At 63.8% G+C, this 16536-nt stretch carries 15 protein-coding genes and 1 tRNA gene; 12 read left to right on the forward strand and 4 right to left on the reverse strand.

The genetic code is table 11. The features are described from left to right. Positions 1–3: 3 nt before the first annotated feature. From ASD04_RS15375 to ASD04_RS15400, 6 genes are all read left to right on the forward strand, one after another. Positions 4–828: an ABC transporter ATP-binding protein gene (locus ASD04_RS15375; protein WP_056258828.1), complete on the forward strand. Its 825-nt coding sequence runs from the start codon at positions 4–6 to the stop codon at positions 826–828. A 493-nt stretch (positions 829–1321) separates the two neighbouring features. After that, positions 1322–2380: a sugar ABC transporter substrate-binding protein gene (locus tag ASD04_RS15380; RefSeq protein ID WP_244488342.1), complete on the forward strand. Its 1059-nt coding sequence runs from the start codon at positions 1322–1324 to the stop codon at positions 2378–2380. A gap of 62 nt (positions 2381–2442) precedes the next feature. Continuing rightward, positions 2443–3975 (forward strand): sugar ABC transporter ATP-binding protein, encoded by a 1533-nt coding sequence (locus ASD04_RS15385; RefSeq protein WP_056258834.1) that lies wholly within the window; start codon positions 2443–2445, stop codon positions 3973–3975. After that, a complete protein-coding gene (locus ASD04_RS15390; RefSeq protein WP_056258837.1) occupies positions 3972–4958 on the forward strand; it encodes an ABC transporter permease in 987 nt (328 codons plus the stop codon). The genes ASD04_RS15385 and ASD04_RS15390 overlap by 4 nt, the downstream gene beginning before the upstream one ends. 7 nt (positions 4959–4965) lie before the next feature. Continuing rightward, positions 4966–5949, forward strand: coding sequence for an ABC transporter permease (locus ASD04_RS15395; RefSeq protein ID WP_056258838.1), 984 nt, complete (start codon positions 4966–4968; stop codon positions 5947–5949). 68 nt (positions 5950–6017) lie between these two features. Beyond that, positions 6018–7037, forward strand: a complete 1020-nt coding sequence (locus ASD04_RS15400; RefSeq protein ID WP_056258842.1) for a LacI family DNA-binding transcriptional regulator — start codon at positions 6018–6020, stop codon at positions 7035–7037. Between the two features lie 173 nt (positions 7038–7210). On the opposite strand, the gene ASD04_RS15405 is transcribed toward ASD04_RS15400, so the two are convergent. From ASD04_RS15405 to ASD04_RS15415, 3 genes are all read right to left on the reverse strand, one after another. Then, positions 7211–8833 (reverse strand): ABC-F family ATP-binding cassette domain-containing protein, encoded by a 1623-nt coding sequence (locus ASD04_RS15405; RefSeq protein ID WP_056258845.1) that lies wholly within the window; start codon positions 8831–8833, stop codon positions 7211–7213. 103 nt (positions 8834–8936) lie between these two features. Continuing rightward, the gene (locus ASD04_RS15410) at positions 8937–9125 is read right to left on the reverse strand and encodes a TOBE domain-containing protein (protein ID WP_056258854.1); all 189 of its coding nucleotides are present in this window, start codon (positions 9123–9125) and stop codon (positions 8937–8939) included. Positions 9126–9228: 103 nt separating this feature from the next. Beyond that, positions 9229–10101 carry a LysR family transcriptional regulator gene (locus ASD04_RS15415; protein WP_056258857.1) on the reverse strand — a complete coding sequence of 291 codons (873 nt, stop codon included), beginning with the start codon at positions 10099–10101 and terminating at the stop codon, positions 9229–9231. A gap of 87 nt (positions 10102–10188) precedes the next feature. Here ASD04_RS15415 and ASD04_RS15420 point away from each other — a divergent pair, with 87 nt between their 5' ends. The 6 genes from ASD04_RS15420 (at position 10189) to ASD04_RS15445 (ending at position 16395) form a co-directional block, all read left to right on the forward strand. Then, on the forward strand, positions 10189–10851 hold the full coding sequence (locus ASD04_RS15420; RefSeq protein ID WP_056258860.1) for a class I SAM-dependent methyltransferase: 663 nt from the start codon (positions 10189–10191) through the stop codon (positions 10849–10851). Positions 10852–11006: 155 nt separating this feature from the next. Further along, positions 11007–11981, forward strand: coding sequence for a galactofuranose ABC transporter, galactofuranose-binding protein YtfQ (gene ytfQ / locus ASD04_RS15425; RefSeq protein ID WP_082531268.1), 975 nt, complete (start codon positions 11007–11009; stop codon positions 11979–11981). 182 nt (positions 11982–12163) lie between these two features. Further along, positions 12164–13681: a sugar ABC transporter ATP-binding protein gene (locus tag ASD04_RS15430; protein WP_056258863.1), complete on the forward strand. Its 1518-nt coding sequence runs from the start codon at positions 12164–12166 to the stop codon at positions 13679–13681. Continuing rightward, positions 13678–14682, forward strand: coding sequence for an ABC transporter permease (locus tag ASD04_RS15435; RefSeq protein ID WP_056258866.1), 1005 nt, complete (start codon positions 13678–13680; stop codon positions 14680–14682). Before ASD04_RS15430 ends, ASD04_RS15435 begins: the two co-directional genes overlap by 4 nt. Further along, entirely contained in the window at positions 14679–15656 is a 978-nt protein-coding gene (gene yjfF, locus ASD04_RS15440) for a galactofuranose ABC transporter, permease protein YjfF (protein ID WP_056258869.1), read from the forward strand. Before ASD04_RS15435 ends, yjfF begins: the two co-directional genes overlap by 4 nt. 1 nt (position 15657) lies before the next feature. Further along, entirely contained in the window at positions 15658–16395 is a 738-nt protein-coding gene (locus tag ASD04_RS15445) for an FCD domain-containing protein (protein WP_056258874.1), read from the forward strand. A gap of 7 nt (positions 16396–16402) precedes the next feature. On the opposite strand, the gene ASD04_RS15450 is transcribed toward ASD04_RS15445, so the two are convergent. After that, positions 16403–16476 (reverse strand) — tRNA-Gly (locus tag ASD04_RS15450). Positions 16477–16536: the final 60 nt, after the last annotated feature.

The following is a 16536-nucleotide window of genomic DNA, read 5'->3' on the forward strand; positions in this document are numbered from 1 at the left end:
GCCATGAACCGACACGACCCTGCTCTCGCCAGCGCCAGGCCGCGCCTCTTCGCCGAGGGCGTCACCATCGGCTACGACAATCGTGTCATTTCCAAAGACCTGTCGGTAGCCATCCCCGACCGCTCCTTCACGGTCATTGTGGGCGCCAATGCTTGCGGCAAGTCCACCCTGCTGCGGACCCTGTCGCGATTGATCAAGCCGGCCACCGGCAGCGTCGTGCTGGATGGCCAGTCCATATCGAGCTTCCCCGCCAAGGAAGTGGCACGGCGGCTCGGCCTCTTGCCGCAAACCTCGATTGCCCCCGAGGGCATTTCGGTGGCCGATCTCATCGCCCGCGGTCGCTATCCACACCAGAAGCTGCTGCGCCAGTGGTCGCGCGAGGACGAGGCGGCGGTGATCGCCGCCATGGAGGCCACCAGGGTCACCGACCTTAGCCATCGGCTGGTGGATGAACTCTCGGGCGGCCAGCGCCAGCGGGTCTGGGTGGCCATGGTGCTGGCGCAGCAAACGCCGCTGCTGCTGCTCGACGAGCCGACCACCTTCCTCGACATCACCCACCAAATCGAACTGCTCGACCTCCTGGGTCAACTCAACCGGCGCGATGGCCAGACTATTGTCGCCGTGCTGCATGACCTGAACCATGCCTGCCGCTACGCCACCCACATCATCGCCATGCGCGACGGCGCGGTGATCGCTGAAGGCCCGCCGCGGGAGATCGTGACCGCCGAACTGGTCGAGGCCGTGTTCGGCCTGCCCTGCATCATCATCGACGATCCAATCGCCCATACGCCGCTGGTCATTCCACGTGGCTCGCTGCCCATGCCCTGATCTTTCCGCAGTGGACTTGCATGAAACCACGCGATCCGGCCTGACGGACCATGCGAATGGTGACGAATGGCATCGGTTGCCTTCTCATGGATAGCGCAAACGGTGTCGCAATGCCGATTTTCGCGGACCTGCCGCAACTGCCGGCCGGCTATTCGGTCAAAAAATTTGGCAGCGCTACCAGTTACTTGAAATGATGCAATCGTTTCAGATTTTCCTGTGTTTCTGATCGTGCTTCGACACTATTTCCGTCCTTGTTCAAGGTATTTGACAGCGCTAACATTTGATGCTTTCTTGCGGCCCCGAGGATGTGAGCCGGTGGCAAAGCTGCCGGTGGAGGGAAGGTGGTCAGAGGAGTGGCCGCCCCGGCATGCGTGCTTCACGCCCGACGCCTGAATTCTTGGGAGGAAAACCGATGAAATTGTCTAGCCTGATCAAACTTGCCGGCGGCACTGCCGGCGCGCTGGTCCTGTCGACGGCGTTCAGCACCGTCGTCATGGCTGAGCCTGCCATCGTCGCCGGCCCCGCCACCGATCCCGAATGCCATGTGGCCTGGTCGGAGGATACCCAATTCTTCCAGTTCCCGGCCAAGGAGGGGCCGTATCGCGTCGCCCTGGCCAACGGCTATATCGCCAATACCTGGCGCATCCAGATGATCCAGACGGCCAAGGCCTATGCGGCCCAGCCCGATGTCGCCGCGCTGCTCTCCGAGTTCAAGGTGGTCTCGACCGGCGAAGACGTTGCCGCGCAAATTTCGGCCATCAACAACTTCATCGACAGCGGCTATGACGCCATCGTCGTCAATGCGCAGAACCCGCAGGCCTTCGCCCCGGTGATCAAGCGCGCCAAGGAAGCCGGCGTGGTGCTGGTGGCGTTCGACAACATTCTCGACACCACCGACGCCATCAACGTCAACGTGGACCAGAAGGGCCTTGGCGAACTCTGGGGCAACTGGCTGGTGGACCACCTGCCCGATGGCGGCAAGATCCTCGAAGTGCGCGGTGTCGCCGGCACCTCGGTCGATACCGATCGCCACAACGGCATCCACGAAACGCTGACGGCCAGTGGCAAGCCTTTCGATGTGTTCGAGGTCGTGGGCAAATGGGATGACGGCACCGCCCAGAAGGCCACGGCCGACGCCATCGCCGTGCAGGGCCATTTCGACGGCATCACCGCCCAGGGTGGCGATACCGGCGTGGTGCAGGCCATGATCGATGCCGGCCATCCCTTCGTGCCGTTCGGCGGCGAAACGGAGAACGGCTTCCGCAAGTTCTGTGCCGCCCATGCCGCCGAAGGGCTCAAATGCTCGTCGGCGGGCACCGGCCCGGCCCAGGTGGCGGTCGCCATCAAGACGGCGATCGATGCCCTGCAGGGCAAGATCGTGCCTCAGTCGGTGAAGCTGCCGCTGGCCATCGTCGAAGACCCCGACTTCAAGGACGGCGAGAATTTCTACTCCGCCCAGTCCGATAACTTCTTCGTCGGCAATGCCTTCCCCACCTGCGGCATCAACTTCACCGCCCAGGAAATCATGGGCCAGACGGAAGCCGACCAGTAGCTTCGGAGGGAACACAGCCGCGGGGGCATCTCCCGCGGCCCATCGGGCAGGGGTATTCTCGCATGGACGACGACGCAGTTCCGATCTTCCGCATGGAAGCCATTTCCAAGCGCTATGGGGGTGTCCACGCCCTCGATCATGCGGACCTGGTGGTCCGGGCCGGGCGGGTCCACGCCATTCTCGGCGAAAACGGCGCCGGCAAATCGACGCTGATCAAGATCATGTCCGGAGTGGTGGCGCCGGACGAGGGGCGCATGCTGCTCGACGGGCAGGAGGTGAGCTTCGCCAACCCCGCCGCCGCCAATGCAGCCGGTATCGTCTGCATCTTCCAGGAATTGTCGCTGATCCCCGACCTGTCGGTGGCCGACAATATCGTCATTTCCAATCCGCCGACCCGTTTCGGCATGATTGACCGCAAGGCGCAGCAGGCCATTGCCATGGCGGCATTGGAGCGTGCCGGGGGTGGCGATATTCACCCCATGGAACTGGTCAAGGACCTGCCGCTGTCGCGCCGGCAGATCGTCGAGATTGCCAAGGCCCTGGCGCGCAAGCCGCGGGTGCTGATCCTCGACGAGGCCACCTCGGCACTGACGGCGGCGGACGTCGAGACCGTGTTCGGCGTGCTCAAGCGTCTGCGTAGCGAAGGCATTGCGCTGCTCTACATTTCCCACCGCATGCATGAGATCGCCGAACTGGCCGATGACTGCACGGTGTTCCGCAACGGCCGCAAGATCGCCACCTATCCCGCCGGCAGCAAGAGCGACGACGAAGTGGTCGAACTGATGATCGGCCGCGAATACAGTTCCGTATTCCCGCCCAAGCAGGACAATGTCGACCGGGTCGCGGCCCCGGTGCTGGAGGCGCGCAATCTCAGCTGGATGCAGCGCCTCAACGGCATATCGCTGACGGCGCGGGCCGGCGAAGTGGTGGGCCTGGGCGGGCTCGACGGGCAGGGGCAGCGCGAATTGCTGCTGGCGCTGTTCGGCGTGTTGCGCGGGGTGAGCGGCGAAGTGCTGATCGACGGCAAGCCACGCAATATCAGCGGGCCGCGCGCAGCCAAGGCCGCCGATATCGGCATGGCGCTGATCCCCGAGGACCGCAAGACCGAGGGGCTGATGCTGCCCATGTCGGTGCGGGACAATCTCTCCTTTGCGGCCATGCGTCAGATTTCGCGGGGCGGCATCGTCGACCGCAAGGCCGAAAGTGCCGCCATCGACCGCATGATGAAGCTGCTGGCCATCAAGGCGGCCAACCCCGCCATTCCGGTCGGCGCCCTCTCGGGCGGCAACCAGCAGAAGGTGGTGATCGCCAAGTGGCTGATGGTCGAGCCGCGTATCATCCTGCTCAACGATCCGACGCGCGGCATCGACGTGGGCACCAAGCAGGAAATCTACGCCCTGCTGCGGCAACTGGCGGCCGAGGGCGCCGCGATCATCCTCTATTCCACCGATTATGACGAATTGATCGGCTGTTGCGACCGGGTGCTGGTGCTCTATGACGGGGCGGTCAAGCGCGAACTGGCCGGCGCCGAGATCACCGAACACGCCCTGATCGCCTCGGCGCTCAATATCGATCACCGGGAGTCCGTGGCATGAACGGCCTGCGCTATCGTTTCGCCGAGCAGCGCGGCATGCTGCTGGCGCTCGCCATCTTCGTCCTCATGTTCGCGCTCTATGTCGCCAACCACCCGGCCGGCTTCACGCCCAATGTGGTGCAGACGGCGGCCAACAAGGGCGTGCTGCTGGCGCTGGTCGCCGTGGCGCAGACCTTCGTGGTGCTGACCGCCGGCATCGACCTGTCGGTCGGCATGATCTTCATCCTCGCCAACTGCCTGGCCTCCTACCTGCTGGTGGGAACGCCGATAGGCGTGGCGCTGGGCGTGGGCGGCGTGCTGCTGACCGGGCTGGCCTGCGGCGCGCTCAACGGCCTGCTCGTCATCTATGGGCGGCTGCAGCCCATCGTCATCACCATCGCCACCGGCGCCGTGTTCTTCGGCATCGCCCTGTGGATAAGGCCCTATCCGGGGAGCGCCGCCGGATTTTCATCCGACCTCGCCGATGCGCTGACCGGCAAGGTGTTCGGCATAATTCCCGCCAGCCTGCTCTTTCTCGTCGTGCTGGTGCTGGTGGTCTGGGTGCCGTTCCGCCGCTCGGTGATCGGCCGCGCCGTCTATGCCGTGGGCTCGTCCGAACCGGCCGCCTACATGTCCGGCGTGCCGGTGATGCGGGCCAAGTTCACCGCCTATATGCTCTCGGGCCTGTTCGCCGCCATGGGCGGGTTGTTCATGACCTTCTTTACCTATTCGGGCGAAGCGTCGCTGGCCAACGGCAATACCTATACGCTGAGCTCGATCGCCGCAGTGGTGCTGGGCGGGGTGTCGCTGTTCGGCGGCCGCGGCAGCGCCATCGGCGCCATCTTCGGCGCCCTGGCCTTCCGCGCCATCGGCGACCTGCTCTTCGTATTCGACTTCGATCCGCTGTGGCAGCCCCTGTTCCAGGGCGTGGTGCTGCTGCTTGCCGTATCGCTCGGTGCCGCCCGCCTGTTCCAGGTGCGCAACCGGCTCGACCTGTTCTCCTGAGGCGCTGATGACCACGGACAAACTCAACACCAACCCTGCGCCCCGACCCAACTGGACCAGCCGTATCGACCTGCCGGTGGCCACCGCCTTCGGCTGTATCATCCTGCTGCTGCTGATCGGCAGCCTCTATTCGCCGAATTTCCTGTCGCCGGAATACCTGCTGCAGCAGCTCAAGGTCGGGGCCTTCCTGGGCGTCATCGCCACCGGCATGATGCTGGTGATCCTGCTCGGGCAGATCGACCTCTCCGTGCCCTGGGCGGTGACGCTGGGCGCCATGATGGCCTCGGCGGCAACGGCCTATGGCCCGATGGGCGAGGTCCTGGCCATTCCCTTCGGCGTCCTCTGCGGCGTGCTGATGGGGCTGGTCAATGGCATCGGCGTTGCCTACCTGCGCATCCCCTCGATGATCGTTACCCTGGCGGTCAATGCCGTGGCGCAGGGCCTGATGGTGGCTTATACCGGCGGCTTCGCGCCGGTGGACAGCGCCTCGCCCGCGATGCGCTACCTCGCCGCCGGCACCATCCTGGGCATTCCCAACGCCGTCATCGTCTGGGCCATTACCGGCATTCTGGCGGTGTTCCTGCTGGGACGCACTACGTTCGGCCGCGCCATCTACGGCATCGGCAACAAGGAGGCGGCGGCCTATCTTTCCGGTGTGCCGACGCAGCGCGTGGTGATGATCGCCTTTGCACTGTGCGGCGGGCTGGCCGCCTTCGGCGGTGTGCTGCTGGTCGGTTATGCCGGTAAGGCAGCGCAATCGATGGGCGATGCCTATCTCCTGCCGGCCATTGCCGCCGTCGTGCTGGGCGGCACCTCGATCCTGGGCGGGCGGGGCAATTATCTCGGCACCATTGCCGGGGTGATCCTCATCACCCTGCTGCAATCGATCCTGTCGGTAATGCAGATCGCCGAATTCGGCCGCCAGATCATCTATGGCGGCGTCATCATCGTCATGCTGCTGCTCTACGGCCGGGAGAAGTCCGGCAGGTAACTCGACAGCGATGCAGAATCGTTCTTCAACGGTCACATAGGGGCGGCCTAAGAGGTGTGATCCGCGCAATGGCACGAGAGAGAAAGACATCCGGTCTGCCGACATTGTCGGATGTGGCCAAGGCCGCGGATGTCAGTGCCATCACGGTGTCACGGGTATTGCGCCACCCCGAGGCCGTGTCTGAGCCGTTGCGCGAGCGGGTGCAGGCCGCCATCGCCAAGATCGGCTATGTGCCGAACACGGCGGCGCGCCAGCTCGCTTCGGCGCGCACCGATGTCATCGCCGTGGTGATCCCGTCGGTGATCAACGCCGTATTCGCCGATGTGGTCCGCGGCATCTATGACGCGGTGGAAGGCACGCGCTTCCAGGTGCAGCTCGGTACCACCAATTATTCCCAGCTCAAGGAGGAGGGGCTGATCCGCCTGTTTTCCGGCCAGCGCCCGGCGGCCATGCTGGTGACCGGCGTCGAGCACACGCGCGAGGTGACGCGGCTGCTCGAGGGCAATGACTGCCCGATCGTGCAGATCATGGACCTGGCGCCCGAGCCGGTCGACATGCAGATCGGCTTCTCCCATGTCGAGGCAGCCTATGGCGCCACCAGGCATCTGCTCGACAAGGGCTATCGTCGCATCGCCTTCCTCGCGGCGCAGATGGACCCGCGCACCCAGCGCCGCATGGAGGGCTATTCCCGGGCCCTGCACGAGGCCGGGTTGTTCGACGACGACCTGATCGTCACCACCACCAAGCCTTCATCGGTCGCCATGGGTGCGGCACTGTGTTCGGACCTGCTGGCGCGTGGCGTCGGAGCCGACGCGGTGCAGGCCAATAATGACGACATTGCACTGGGTACCATGTTCGAATGCCTGCGCCGCCGCATCCGCATCCCGCAGGATTTCGGCATTGTCGGCTTCAACGATCTCGAACTCATGGCGGTGGCAAGCCCCTCGATTACCAGCGTCGTGACCCACCGCTATGACATGGGCCGCCGTGCCATCGAAATGCTGCTCGCGGCCATGGACGGCAAGCGAGCGGAGCGCACGGTCGACCTGGGCTACGAACTGGTGCCAAGGCAGAGCACGGCGCGGTAACTGGCCGGCAGCCCGCCGCCCCCCTTGAGGGGCAACAGATGGACCGCACTCACCGCGCGTCACCCTCGGGCTAGACCCAAGGCTCTTTACTTGCTGGCGTCCTGCAAGTGCAGCGCCCTCGGGTCAAGGCCGAGGGTGAAGATCGAGTTTTATGCAGAACCGAGCTACCGGCGTTAGCTCCGTAGCCCCGGTGCCTCGTGCCCGGTGCTCTGCACGTATTCCGTATAGCCGCCGCCATAGACATGCACGCCTTCCGGCGTCAGCTCCAATACGCGGTTGCTGAGTGCGGCGAGGAAATGCCGGTCGTGGCTGACGAACAGCATCGTGCCTTCATATTGGCTGAGCGCCGTGATCAGCATTTCCTTGGTGGCTATGTCGAGGTGGTTGGTCGGCTCGTCCAGTACAAGGAAATTCGGCGGGTCGAACAGCATCATCGCCATGACCAGTCGGGCTTTTTCGCCGCCAGACAGCACGCGGCACTTCTTCTCGATCTCGTCGCCCGAAAAGCCGAAGGCACCGGCCAGCGCGCGCAATGGCGCCTGACCCGCCTGCGGGAATGAACTTTCGAGCTGCTGGAACACCGTCAGGTCGCCATCGAGTACATCCATGGCGTGCTGGGCGAAATAGGCCATCTTGACCGACGGCCCGCGCGAAACCGTGCCCGTATCGGGGTCGGCCGTGCCGGTGACCAGCTTGAGCAAAGTCGATTTGCCGGCGCCGTTGACGCCCATGACGCACCAACGCTCCTTGCGGCGGACATGAAAGTCGAGCCCGTCGTAGATGGACCGGCTGCCATAGCTCTTGGAGACATTTTTGAGCAATGCCACATCCTCGCCCGAGCGCGGGGCGGGGCGGAATTCGAACTCCACCGTTTGGCGGCGCTTGGGCGGCTCGACGCGGTCGATCTTGTCGAGCTTCTTGACCCGGCTCTGCACCTGCGCGGCATGGCTGGCGCGGGCCTTGAAGCGGGCGATGAAATCGAGCTCTTTCGCCAGCATGGCCTGCTGCCGCTCGAACTGCGCCTGTTGGTTCTTCTCGGCAATGGCGCGCTGCTGCTGGTAGAATTCGTAATTGCCCGAATAGGTGGTGAGCGAACCGGCGTCGATTTCGACGATCTTAGTGCAGATGCGATTCATGAATTCGCGGTCATGCGAGGTCATGAACAGGGCACCCGAATAGTTCTGCAGGAACGCTTCCAGCCAGATCAGGCTTTCGAGGTCGAGATGGTTGCTCGGCTCGTCCAGCAGCAGCGCATCGGGGCGCATGAGCAGGATGCGGGCGAGCGCTACGCGCATCTTCCAGCCGCCGGAGAGAGCCCCGACATCGCCGTCCATCATCTCCTGGCTGAAGCCCAGCCCGTCGAGCACTTCGCGGGCGCGGCCATCGAGCGAATAACCGTCCAATTCCTCGAACTGGTGCTGCACCTCGCCATAGCGCTCGATGATGGCGTCCATGTCGTCGGCCTTGTCGGGGTCGCCCATATCGGCTTCCAGCGCCCGCATCTCGGTGATGAGCGCGCTGACCGGGCCGGCACCATCCATGACTTCGGCCACGACGCTGCGGCCGGCCATCTCGCCGACATCCTGGCTGAAATAGCCGATGGTGATGCCGCGATCCATCGAGACCTGGCCCTCGTCGGGCTGCTCCTCGCCGGTGATCATGCGGAAGAGGGTGGTCTTGCCGGCGCCATTGGGACCGACCAGACCGATCTTCTCACCCTTTTGCAACACTGCCGATGCCTCGATGAAGACAATCTGCTTGCCGTTCTGCTTGCCGATGCTTTCGAGACGTATCATGCGGTAGGGAGCCCCTGCATGCTGCGCCGACGGGCGCAGCGAAAGCGCCCGTAAAGCACTGCAGGCGCGCAGGCGCAAGGCCGCCCGTGTCACAGGGGGTATGTCAGGCGCGAGGATGACGGGCCACACCGTCCGAGCCGAAGATGATGGCGCGTGCTGGATCGAAGGTCAGTTCCACCCGCTGGCCGGGTCTGAAATCATGATCGCCATCGAGCACAACCAGCCATGCGGCCCCCGAGGGGAGCTTGAGGCCGATATTGGTTTCATTGCCCAGCCGCTCAACCAGCGCCACTTACCCGGTAAGTGTGCCGGGCAGGTTCAGCAGGTCATGCGGGCGGATGCCCAGGGTGACGATATGGCCGGGCTTGATGCCGGTGCCGCCGGCCCGGCTGACGCTATCCCAACGCCTCGGCCAACAGGTCGAAGACCAGCCTGATGCGGCGGCTGGTATGCAGTTCGCGATGCACCGCCAGCCAGATCGGCACCTCGAATGGCGCCAGCTCCGGCAATACGGCCTCGACACCCGGCGCGCCCTCGGCAACATCGCGGAACATCACGCCCAGGCCCAGCCCCTGCCGTATCATTTCCCAGGCCGTCACCACGCTGCCGGTGCTCCATTTGAAACTGGCCCGCGTGACCGGCACGCCGCGCGCATTGAGTTCGGCAACCAGTCCGTCCGCCTCGGAATAGCCGATGAAGCTCGCATCCGCGAGATCGGCACCCGACCTTGGACGGCCATGTGTGTCGAGATAACTGGTAGCGCCATAGAGATGCGCCGTGGTGCCGCGACAGCGCCTGGCGATGAGATCGGGCTGCTCGGGCCGCACATGCCTTATGGCGATATCGGCCTCGCGGCGGATCAGGTCGCGCACATCGTTGGCGGCGACGATTTCCACCGCGATGCCCGGCGCGATCTCGTGCATCTGCTTGAGGATCGCGGGCAGGGTATGGGCGGCGACGATATCGCTGGCGGTGATGCGCACCAGCCCCTCGACGGATTGCGACTGGCCGGAGGCGATGATCGGCAGGCGTCCGGCAACTTCGCCCATCGTGCGGGCCGATTCGAACAGTTCCCGCCCTGCCACGGTCAGCGCCAGGGAGCGGCCCACTCGTTCGAACAGCAATATGCCGAGTTCTTGTTCCAATGCGGCGACCTGCCGTCCCAGCGTCGGTTGCGTCAGGCCCAGCCCGCGCGCCGCGGCCGAGAGCGAGCCGGTTTCGACGGTGACGAGAAAGGCGCGCAGGTGGTTCCAGTCCGGTTGTTTCATACAGATATGTATATCGCTCGTGCGAAATTCTGCAATTTTGTTGTAGGTGCCGGCTTGCTAGCTTGCGCTGAACAGTGAGGCAGGGCGATGGGCGAAGACAGGTTCTGGGACAAGATGGCTGATCGCTATGCGCGCCAGCCGATCGCCGACGAAGCCGCCTACCAGACCAAGCTGCAGGTAACGCGCGCCTATCTGCGGCCGGACATGGATGTGCTGGAATTCGGCTGCGGCACCGGAGGCACCGCGATCCTCCATGCGCCCCATGTGCGTTACATCACAGCCATCGACTTCTCCGAGGGCATGCTGGAGATCGCCCGAAGCAAGGCAGCGTCGGCGGAGGTCGACAACCTGACCTTCGTGCGCGCCGATATCACCAGCTTGGCCGCGCCCGATGCCAGCTTCGACGTGATCCTGGGGCTGAGCATCCTGCACCTGCTCGCCGACAAGGATGTAGTCATCGCCAAGGTGTTCCGCCTGCTCAAGCCGGGCGGCCTCTTCATCAGCAGCACGACCTGCATTGGTGACACGATGGGCCTGTTCAAGCTCATCGCGCCGCTCGGCAAGGCGCTGGGCCTGTTGCCGCAGCTCGACGTGATGACCACGCCGGAACTGGTCGGCAGCCTCACCGGCGCCGGATTTTCCATCGAGCATCAGTGGCAACCAGGCAGGGGCAAGGCGGTGTTCATCGTCGCGCGGGCCGGTTCGGCCCCGGCCGTGCTTCCGGCGCTGGCAGGCAAACGCACAGCCTGATAGGCTTCAATATATTGAAAAATATGTCGTTTTCGTCTCCTAAGCAGGTTGTGGCTTAATCATACTTTTTGCTATTTACATATAATAGTACTTTATATAGCGTCCTTTCATCGTCGCAGGTGAACACGCCGCGACGTCCACATTGGGAGGACATCGTGACCATCATTTCCAAGCTCGCCATCGCGGCGAGCCTCGCTACCGCTTTGACGTCTGTCAGCATTGCCCAGGAAAACCTGCAGGGCCTGACCGTGGGTTTTAGCCAGATCGGTTCGGAATCCGGCTGGCGCGCCGCCGAAACCTCGGTGACCAAGCAGCAGGCCGAAGCCCTCGGCATCGACCTCAAGTTTGCCGATGCGCAGCAGAAGCAGGAAAACCAGATCAAGGCGATCCGCGGCTTCATCGCCCAGGGCGTCGATGCCATTCTCGTGGCCCCGGTGGTTGCCACCGGCTGGGATGACGTGCTGGCCGAAGCCAAGGAAGCCGAAATTCCCGTGCTCCTGCTCGATCGCGGCGTTGATGCGCCCGAAGATCTCTACCTGACCATGGTGGCCTCCGACCAGGTTCTGGAAGGCCGCGTTGCCGGCGACTGGCTTGTGGCCGATGTCGGCGATGCCGATTGCAAGGTGGTCGAGCTCCAGGGCACCGTCGGCTCGACCCCGGCCATCAACCGCAAGCAGGGCTTTGAAGAAGCTATTGCCGGCCATGACAACATCACCATCATCCGCAGCCAGACGGGCGATTTCACCCGCGCCAAGGGCAAGGAAGTGATGGAAGGGTTCATCAAGGCCGAAAATGGCGGCGCCGATATCTGTGCGGTCTATGCGCATAATGACGACATGGCCGTGGGCGCCATCCAGGCCATCAAGGATGCCGGTCTCAAGCCCGGCACCGACATCAAGGTGGTTTCCATCGATGGTGTGCCGGACATTTTCTCCGCCATGGTTGCCGGCGAAGCCAATGCCACGGTGGAACTGACCCCGAACATGGCTGGCCCGGCCTTCGAAGCCCTGGCCGCCTATCTCAAGGACGGCACCGAGCCGCCCAAGACCATCATCACCGAGTCCAAGCTCTACACCCCGGCGGATAATCCGCAGGGCGAGTATGACACGCGCAAGAGCTTGGGCTACTAATCGGGCTCGGTCACGAGCCTGTTCACAACCACGGTGTCATCCCGGCGAAAGCCGGGATCCATCCTGAGAAGTCAGACTGAACCACCTTGCGGCAGTCCGACGATCTGGGGATGGACCCCGGCTCAAGGCCGGGGTGACATCGCGTTTGCGGCGATGGTGGGTGACGGGTGGGAGGAAATGGCATGGCAGACGGCGAATACGTGCTCGAAGCGCGTGGCGTCCTCAAGATTTTCGGCAACCATGTCGCACTCGACACTGTCGATTTCGGGCTTCGCTCCGGCGAGGTCCACGCCCTGCTCGGTGAAAACGGCGCCGGCAAATCCACGCTGATCAAGATACTGACCGGAGCCTATCAGCCCGATGGCGGCGGCATCTATGTCGATGGCGCTGAAGTGTCGCTCGACAACCCCCTCCACGCCCAGACCTTCGGCATCGGCACGGTCTATCAGGAGGTCAATCTCCTGCCCAACCGCTCGGTCGCCGAAAACCTGTTTCTCGGGCATCAGCCGCGCCGCTTCGGCTTCGTCGATTTCCGCAGGATGGAAGCCGACGCGCGCGTGCTGCTGGCCAACTATGACCTGCATATCGACCCGTCGAGCGAATTGGGCACGCATTCGGTCGCCGTGCAGCAGATCGTCGCCATTGCCCGCGCCGTGCAGCTTTCCGGCAAGGTGCTGATCCTCGACGAACCCACCGCCAGTCTCGACCGCAACGAGGTCGAGCGCCTGTTCGAAGTGGTGCGCGGCCTCAAGGCCAAGGGCCTGGCCATCATCTTCATCACCCATTTCCTCGATCAGGTCTTCGCCATTGCTGACCGTGTCACCGTGCTGCGCAACGGCAAGCTGATCGATACGCGACAACTCGATGCCCTCAGCCGCACCGATGTCGTGCGCCTCATGCTCGGCAAGGACATCGCCTTTTCCGGTGCCACCGATGTAGAGCCCAGCGAGACGCCCGACGAGGTGCTGCTCGAATTCAAGTCCTATGGCCGCAGGCGCAGCGTGCTGCCCTTCGATCTTACCATCCACAAGGGCGAGGTGATCGGCGTCGCCGGCCTGCTCGGCTCCGGCCGGACCGAAGTGGCGCGCATCATGTTCGGCGCCGATCCCGCCGACCAGGGCGAGGTCATGGTCAACGGCAAGCCCACCAGCTTGCGCCGCACCACCGATGCCATCAGGCACGGCTTCGGCTTCTGCCCGGAAGACCGCAAGGCCGAAGGCATCCTCGGCGACCTCAGCGTGCGCGAAAACATCGTTATCGCCCTGCAGGGCAAGCTCGGCTGGTTCCGGGCGCTGAACCGCGATGAGCAGCTCGAAATCGCCGGCCGCTTCGGCGAGGCCATGGATATCCGCGCCGCCTCGCTCGACATGCCGGTCAAGCTCCTGTCCGGCGGTAACCAGCAGAAGGTGATCCTGTCGCGCTGGCTGGCCACCGATCCGGCCTTCCTCATTCTCGATGAGCCAACGCGCGGCATCGATGTTGGCGCCCATGCCGAAATCGTCCGCACCATCAACCGGCTGCGCGAGGACGGCATGGCCATGCTGGTCATTTCCTCCGAGCTCGACGAGGTCGTGGCCTATAGTTCGCGTATCGTGGTGATGCGCGACCGCGAAATGGTTGCCGAACTGCGCGGCAAGAATATCAACCCGGGAGTCATCGTGCAGGCCATCGCCAATCATACCGACGAGGCCGTTGCATGAAGCGGTTCCAACTCGAACGTCTGGCCAATCCGCAATTGCTGGCGCTGGTCGCCGTGCTGCTGATCAACTGGCTGCTGTTTCCCAATTTCTTCCGCATCACCTGGCAGGATGGGCGCCTGTTCGGCAGCGTCATCGACGTGCTCAATCGCGGCGCGCCAGTGGCGATCCTGGCCATCGGCATGACGGCGGTGATTGCCACCAAGGGCGTCGACCTGTCGGTCGGCGCCATCATGGCGGTTTGCGGCGCGGTTGCGGCGACCATGGTCGTGGCAGGCTATCCCACGCCGGTCGCCGTGATTGCCGCGCTGTCCGTGGGCCTCGTCTGTGGGCTGTGGAACGGCTTCCTCGTCGCCGTGCTCGATATCCAGCCTATCGTGGCGACACTGGTATTGATGGTGGCGGGCCGCGGCATCGCCCAGCTCATCACCGAAGGCTCCATCGTCACTTTCAACGAACCCAGCCTGATCTTCATCGGCACCGGCTCCTTCCTCGGCTTTCCCATGGCCGCGGTGATCGCGCTGGTGCTGATGATTGCGGTGACCCTGCTGGTGCGGCGCACGGCCATCGGTCTCTTCATCCAGGCCATCGGCGTCAACCGCGCCGCCGCCTCGCTGGCCGGCATCCATAGCCGCATGCTGCTGGTTTTGGTCTATGCCCTTTCCGGTTTCTGTGCCGCCATTGCCGGCATCATCGTGGCGGCCGATATCCGTGGCGCCGACGCCAACAATTCCGGCCTCTGGCTCGAACTCGACGCCATCCTCGCCGTCGTCATCGGCGGCACCTCGCTGCTGGGCGGCAAGTTCTCCATTCCGCTGGCGGTGGTCGGTGCGCTCATTATCCAGGCCATGAATACCGGCATCCTGGTCTCCGGCTTCCGGCCCGAATTCAATCTCATCGTCAAGGCCGGGATGATCATCCTCATCCTGATGCTGCAATCGCCGCTGATCGGCAATGCGCTGGGTTTCTTCAAACGCGATACCAGGCAGGCGGGCTCCAAATGAAACGCAGTCTCCGCCCACTGGCCGCCACCGCCGTCATCTTCCTCATTGCTTACGCTGTGAGCGTGCTGCAGTTCCCCGGCATGCTGTCGACCAGGGTGCTGGGCAATTTCCTCACCGACAACGCTTTCCTCGGCATTACCGCGGTGGGCATGACCTTCGTCATCATCTCCGGGGGCATCGACCTTTCGGTGGGCGCCGTCATCGGCTTCACCGGCGTCCTCATCGCCGTGCTGATCTCCTGGCTGGGCTTTCATCCCCTCGTGGCCTTCGCCATCGCGCTGGGGGTCGCCGCCCTGTTCGGCGCCGCCATGGGCGTCACCATCCACTATCTGCAGGTGCCCAGCTTTATCGTTACCCTGGCCGGCATGTTCCTGGCCCGCGGCGGTGCCTCGGTCATCACCCAGGATTCGGTGCCGATCAATCACGACTTCTACAGCACCATTTCCGATCTCATCATCCGCCTGCCGGGAGGCGGCCGGCTGAGCTTCATCGGCCTCCTGATGGTCGCGATCTTCCTGCTTGGCGCGCTCCTCGCCCACCGCACCCGGTTCGGTTCCTATGTCTATGCCCTGGGCGGCAACGCGGTTTCGGCTTCGCTGATGGGTGTGCCGGTGGCCCGCACCACCATCCAGATCTACATGCTGTCCAGCGTCCTGGCGGCCCTGGCGGGAATCGTCTTTTCGCTCTACACCTCGGCCGGCTATCCGCTGGCGGCCGTTGGCGTCGAGCTCGATGCGATCAGCGCGGTGGTCATTGGTGGCACGCTGCTGACCGGCGGCTATGGCTTCGTGCTGGGCACATTCGTCGGCGTCATGCTGCTGGGCCTGGTCCAGACCTACATCATTTTCGATGGCACCCTGTCGAGCTGGTGGACCAAGATCGTGATCGGCGTGCTGCTGTTCTTGTTCATTGTGTTGCAGCGCATCATATTTGCGGCCTCCGCTCCCGGAGAAGAGTCGCCCGAGAAAGTGTAGCATGATCGAAGCAGGCAGCCTTATTCGCTCGCTGTCCGGGCGACCCGCTGCACGAAATTTCCATACCTTCGTCATCAACGAAATCGGCCACGGCATCGTCACGGGCAAATTTCCAGTCGGCTCCATCCTCGCCAGCGACGCGGTGATGATGGAAACGTATGGCGTGTCGCGCACGGTGCTGCGCGAGGCGCTCAAGACCCTCGAAGCCAAGGGCCTGGTCGAAGCGCGCCCCAAGGTGGGCACGCGCGTCTCTCCGCCCAGCCGCTGGAGCTTCTTCGATCCGCAGGTGCTGTCCTGGCACTTCTACGCCAGGCCCGACCGGCAATTCTATCAGAGCCTGTTCGACGTGCGCCGGGCGCTGGAAACCCGCGCCGCGACCCTCGCCACCCAGCGGCGCACCGCTGAGAATATCCGCGTCATGAAATACTGGCTGCACCAGATGGAATCGGTTGCGGGTGATCTCGAGAATCACGGCATTGCTGCGCTGGAAATCCACCGCACCATTGCCGAAACCTCAGGCAATGCCTTGCTGCGCTCGGTGACCGGCATTGTCGAACTGACCCTGGCTCTGGCGCTCAAGCACTGTCAGCAGGGGGGAGCCGACGACTACCTCGCGGCAACACACGGGGCGCTGACCCGGCTGGTCACCGCCATTGGCAACGCGGACGGGGCCGAAGCCACGGCCGCCGTGGCAGCCGTCATCGACCTCGATGAGGCCCGGGTTCTGTTATTGCTGTAGGGGAATTTGGAGCGGGTGAAGGGAATCGAACCCTCGTCGTAAGCTTGGGAAGCTTCTGCTCTACCATTGAGCTACACCCGCGGCGCCCCGATAGATGCGGGAATCGGTGTCCCGCGTCAAGGGATGGCGATTAACAGTCGC

It is taken from the genome of Devosia sp. Root436 (genome assembly GCF_001426345.1).
In the GTDB taxonomy this organism is placed as follows: Bacteria; Pseudomonadota; Alphaproteobacteria; order Rhizobiales; family Devosiaceae; genus Devosia.

What these genes read in the sequence shown, in the direction of transcription:
- yjfF (WP_056258869.1), top strand. Translation starts at nt 14,679, where the DNA reads ATGAAACGCAGTCTCCGCCCACTGGCCGCCACCGCCGTCATCTTCCTC.
- ASD04_RS15380 (WP_244488342.1), top strand. Translation starts at nt 1,322, where the DNA reads ATGGCTGAGCCTGCCATCGTCGCCGGCCCCGCCACCGATCCCGAATGC.
- ASD04_RS15435 (WP_056258866.1), top strand. Translation starts at nt 13,678, where the DNA reads ATGAAGCGGTTCCAACTCGAACGTCTGGCCAATCCGCAATTGCTGGCG.
- ASD04_RS15445 (WP_056258874.1), top strand. Translation starts at nt 15,658, where the DNA reads ATGATCGAAGCAGGCAGCCTTATTCGCTCGCTGTCCGGGCGACCCGCT.
- ASD04_RS15390 (WP_056258837.1), top strand. Translation starts at nt 3,972, where the DNA reads ATGAACGGCCTGCGCTATCGTTTCGCCGAGCAGCGCGGCATGCTGCTG.
- ASD04_RS15415 (WP_056258857.1), bottom strand. Translation starts at nt 10,101, where the DNA reads ATGAAACAACCGGACTGGAACCACCTGCGCGCCTTTCTCGTCACCGTC.
- ASD04_RS15430 (WP_056258863.1), top strand. Translation starts at nt 12,164, where the DNA reads ATGGCAGACGGCGAATACGTGCTCGAAGCGCGTGGCGTCCTCAAGATT.
- ASD04_RS15375 (WP_056258828.1), top strand. Translation starts at nt 4, where the DNA reads ATGAACCGACACGACCCTGCTCTCGCCAGCGCCAGGCCGCGCCTCTTC.
- ASD04_RS15405 (WP_056258845.1), bottom strand. Translation starts at nt 8,833, where the DNA reads ATGATACGTCTCGAAAGCATCGGCAAGCAGAACGGCAAGCAGATTGTC.
- ASD04_RS15400 (WP_056258842.1), top strand. Translation starts at nt 6,018, where the DNA reads ATGGCACGAGAGAGAAAGACATCCGGTCTGCCGACATTGTCGGATGTG.
- ASD04_RS15395 (WP_056258838.1), top strand. Translation starts at nt 4,966, where the DNA reads ATGACCACGGACAAACTCAACACCAACCCTGCGCCCCGACCCAACTGG.
- ASD04_RS15420 (WP_056258860.1), top strand. Translation starts at nt 10,189, where the DNA reads ATGGGCGAAGACAGGTTCTGGGACAAGATGGCTGATCGCTATGCGCGC.
- ASD04_RS15385 (WP_056258834.1), top strand. Translation starts at nt 2,443, where the DNA reads ATGGACGACGACGCAGTTCCGATCTTCCGCATGGAAGCCATTTCCAAG.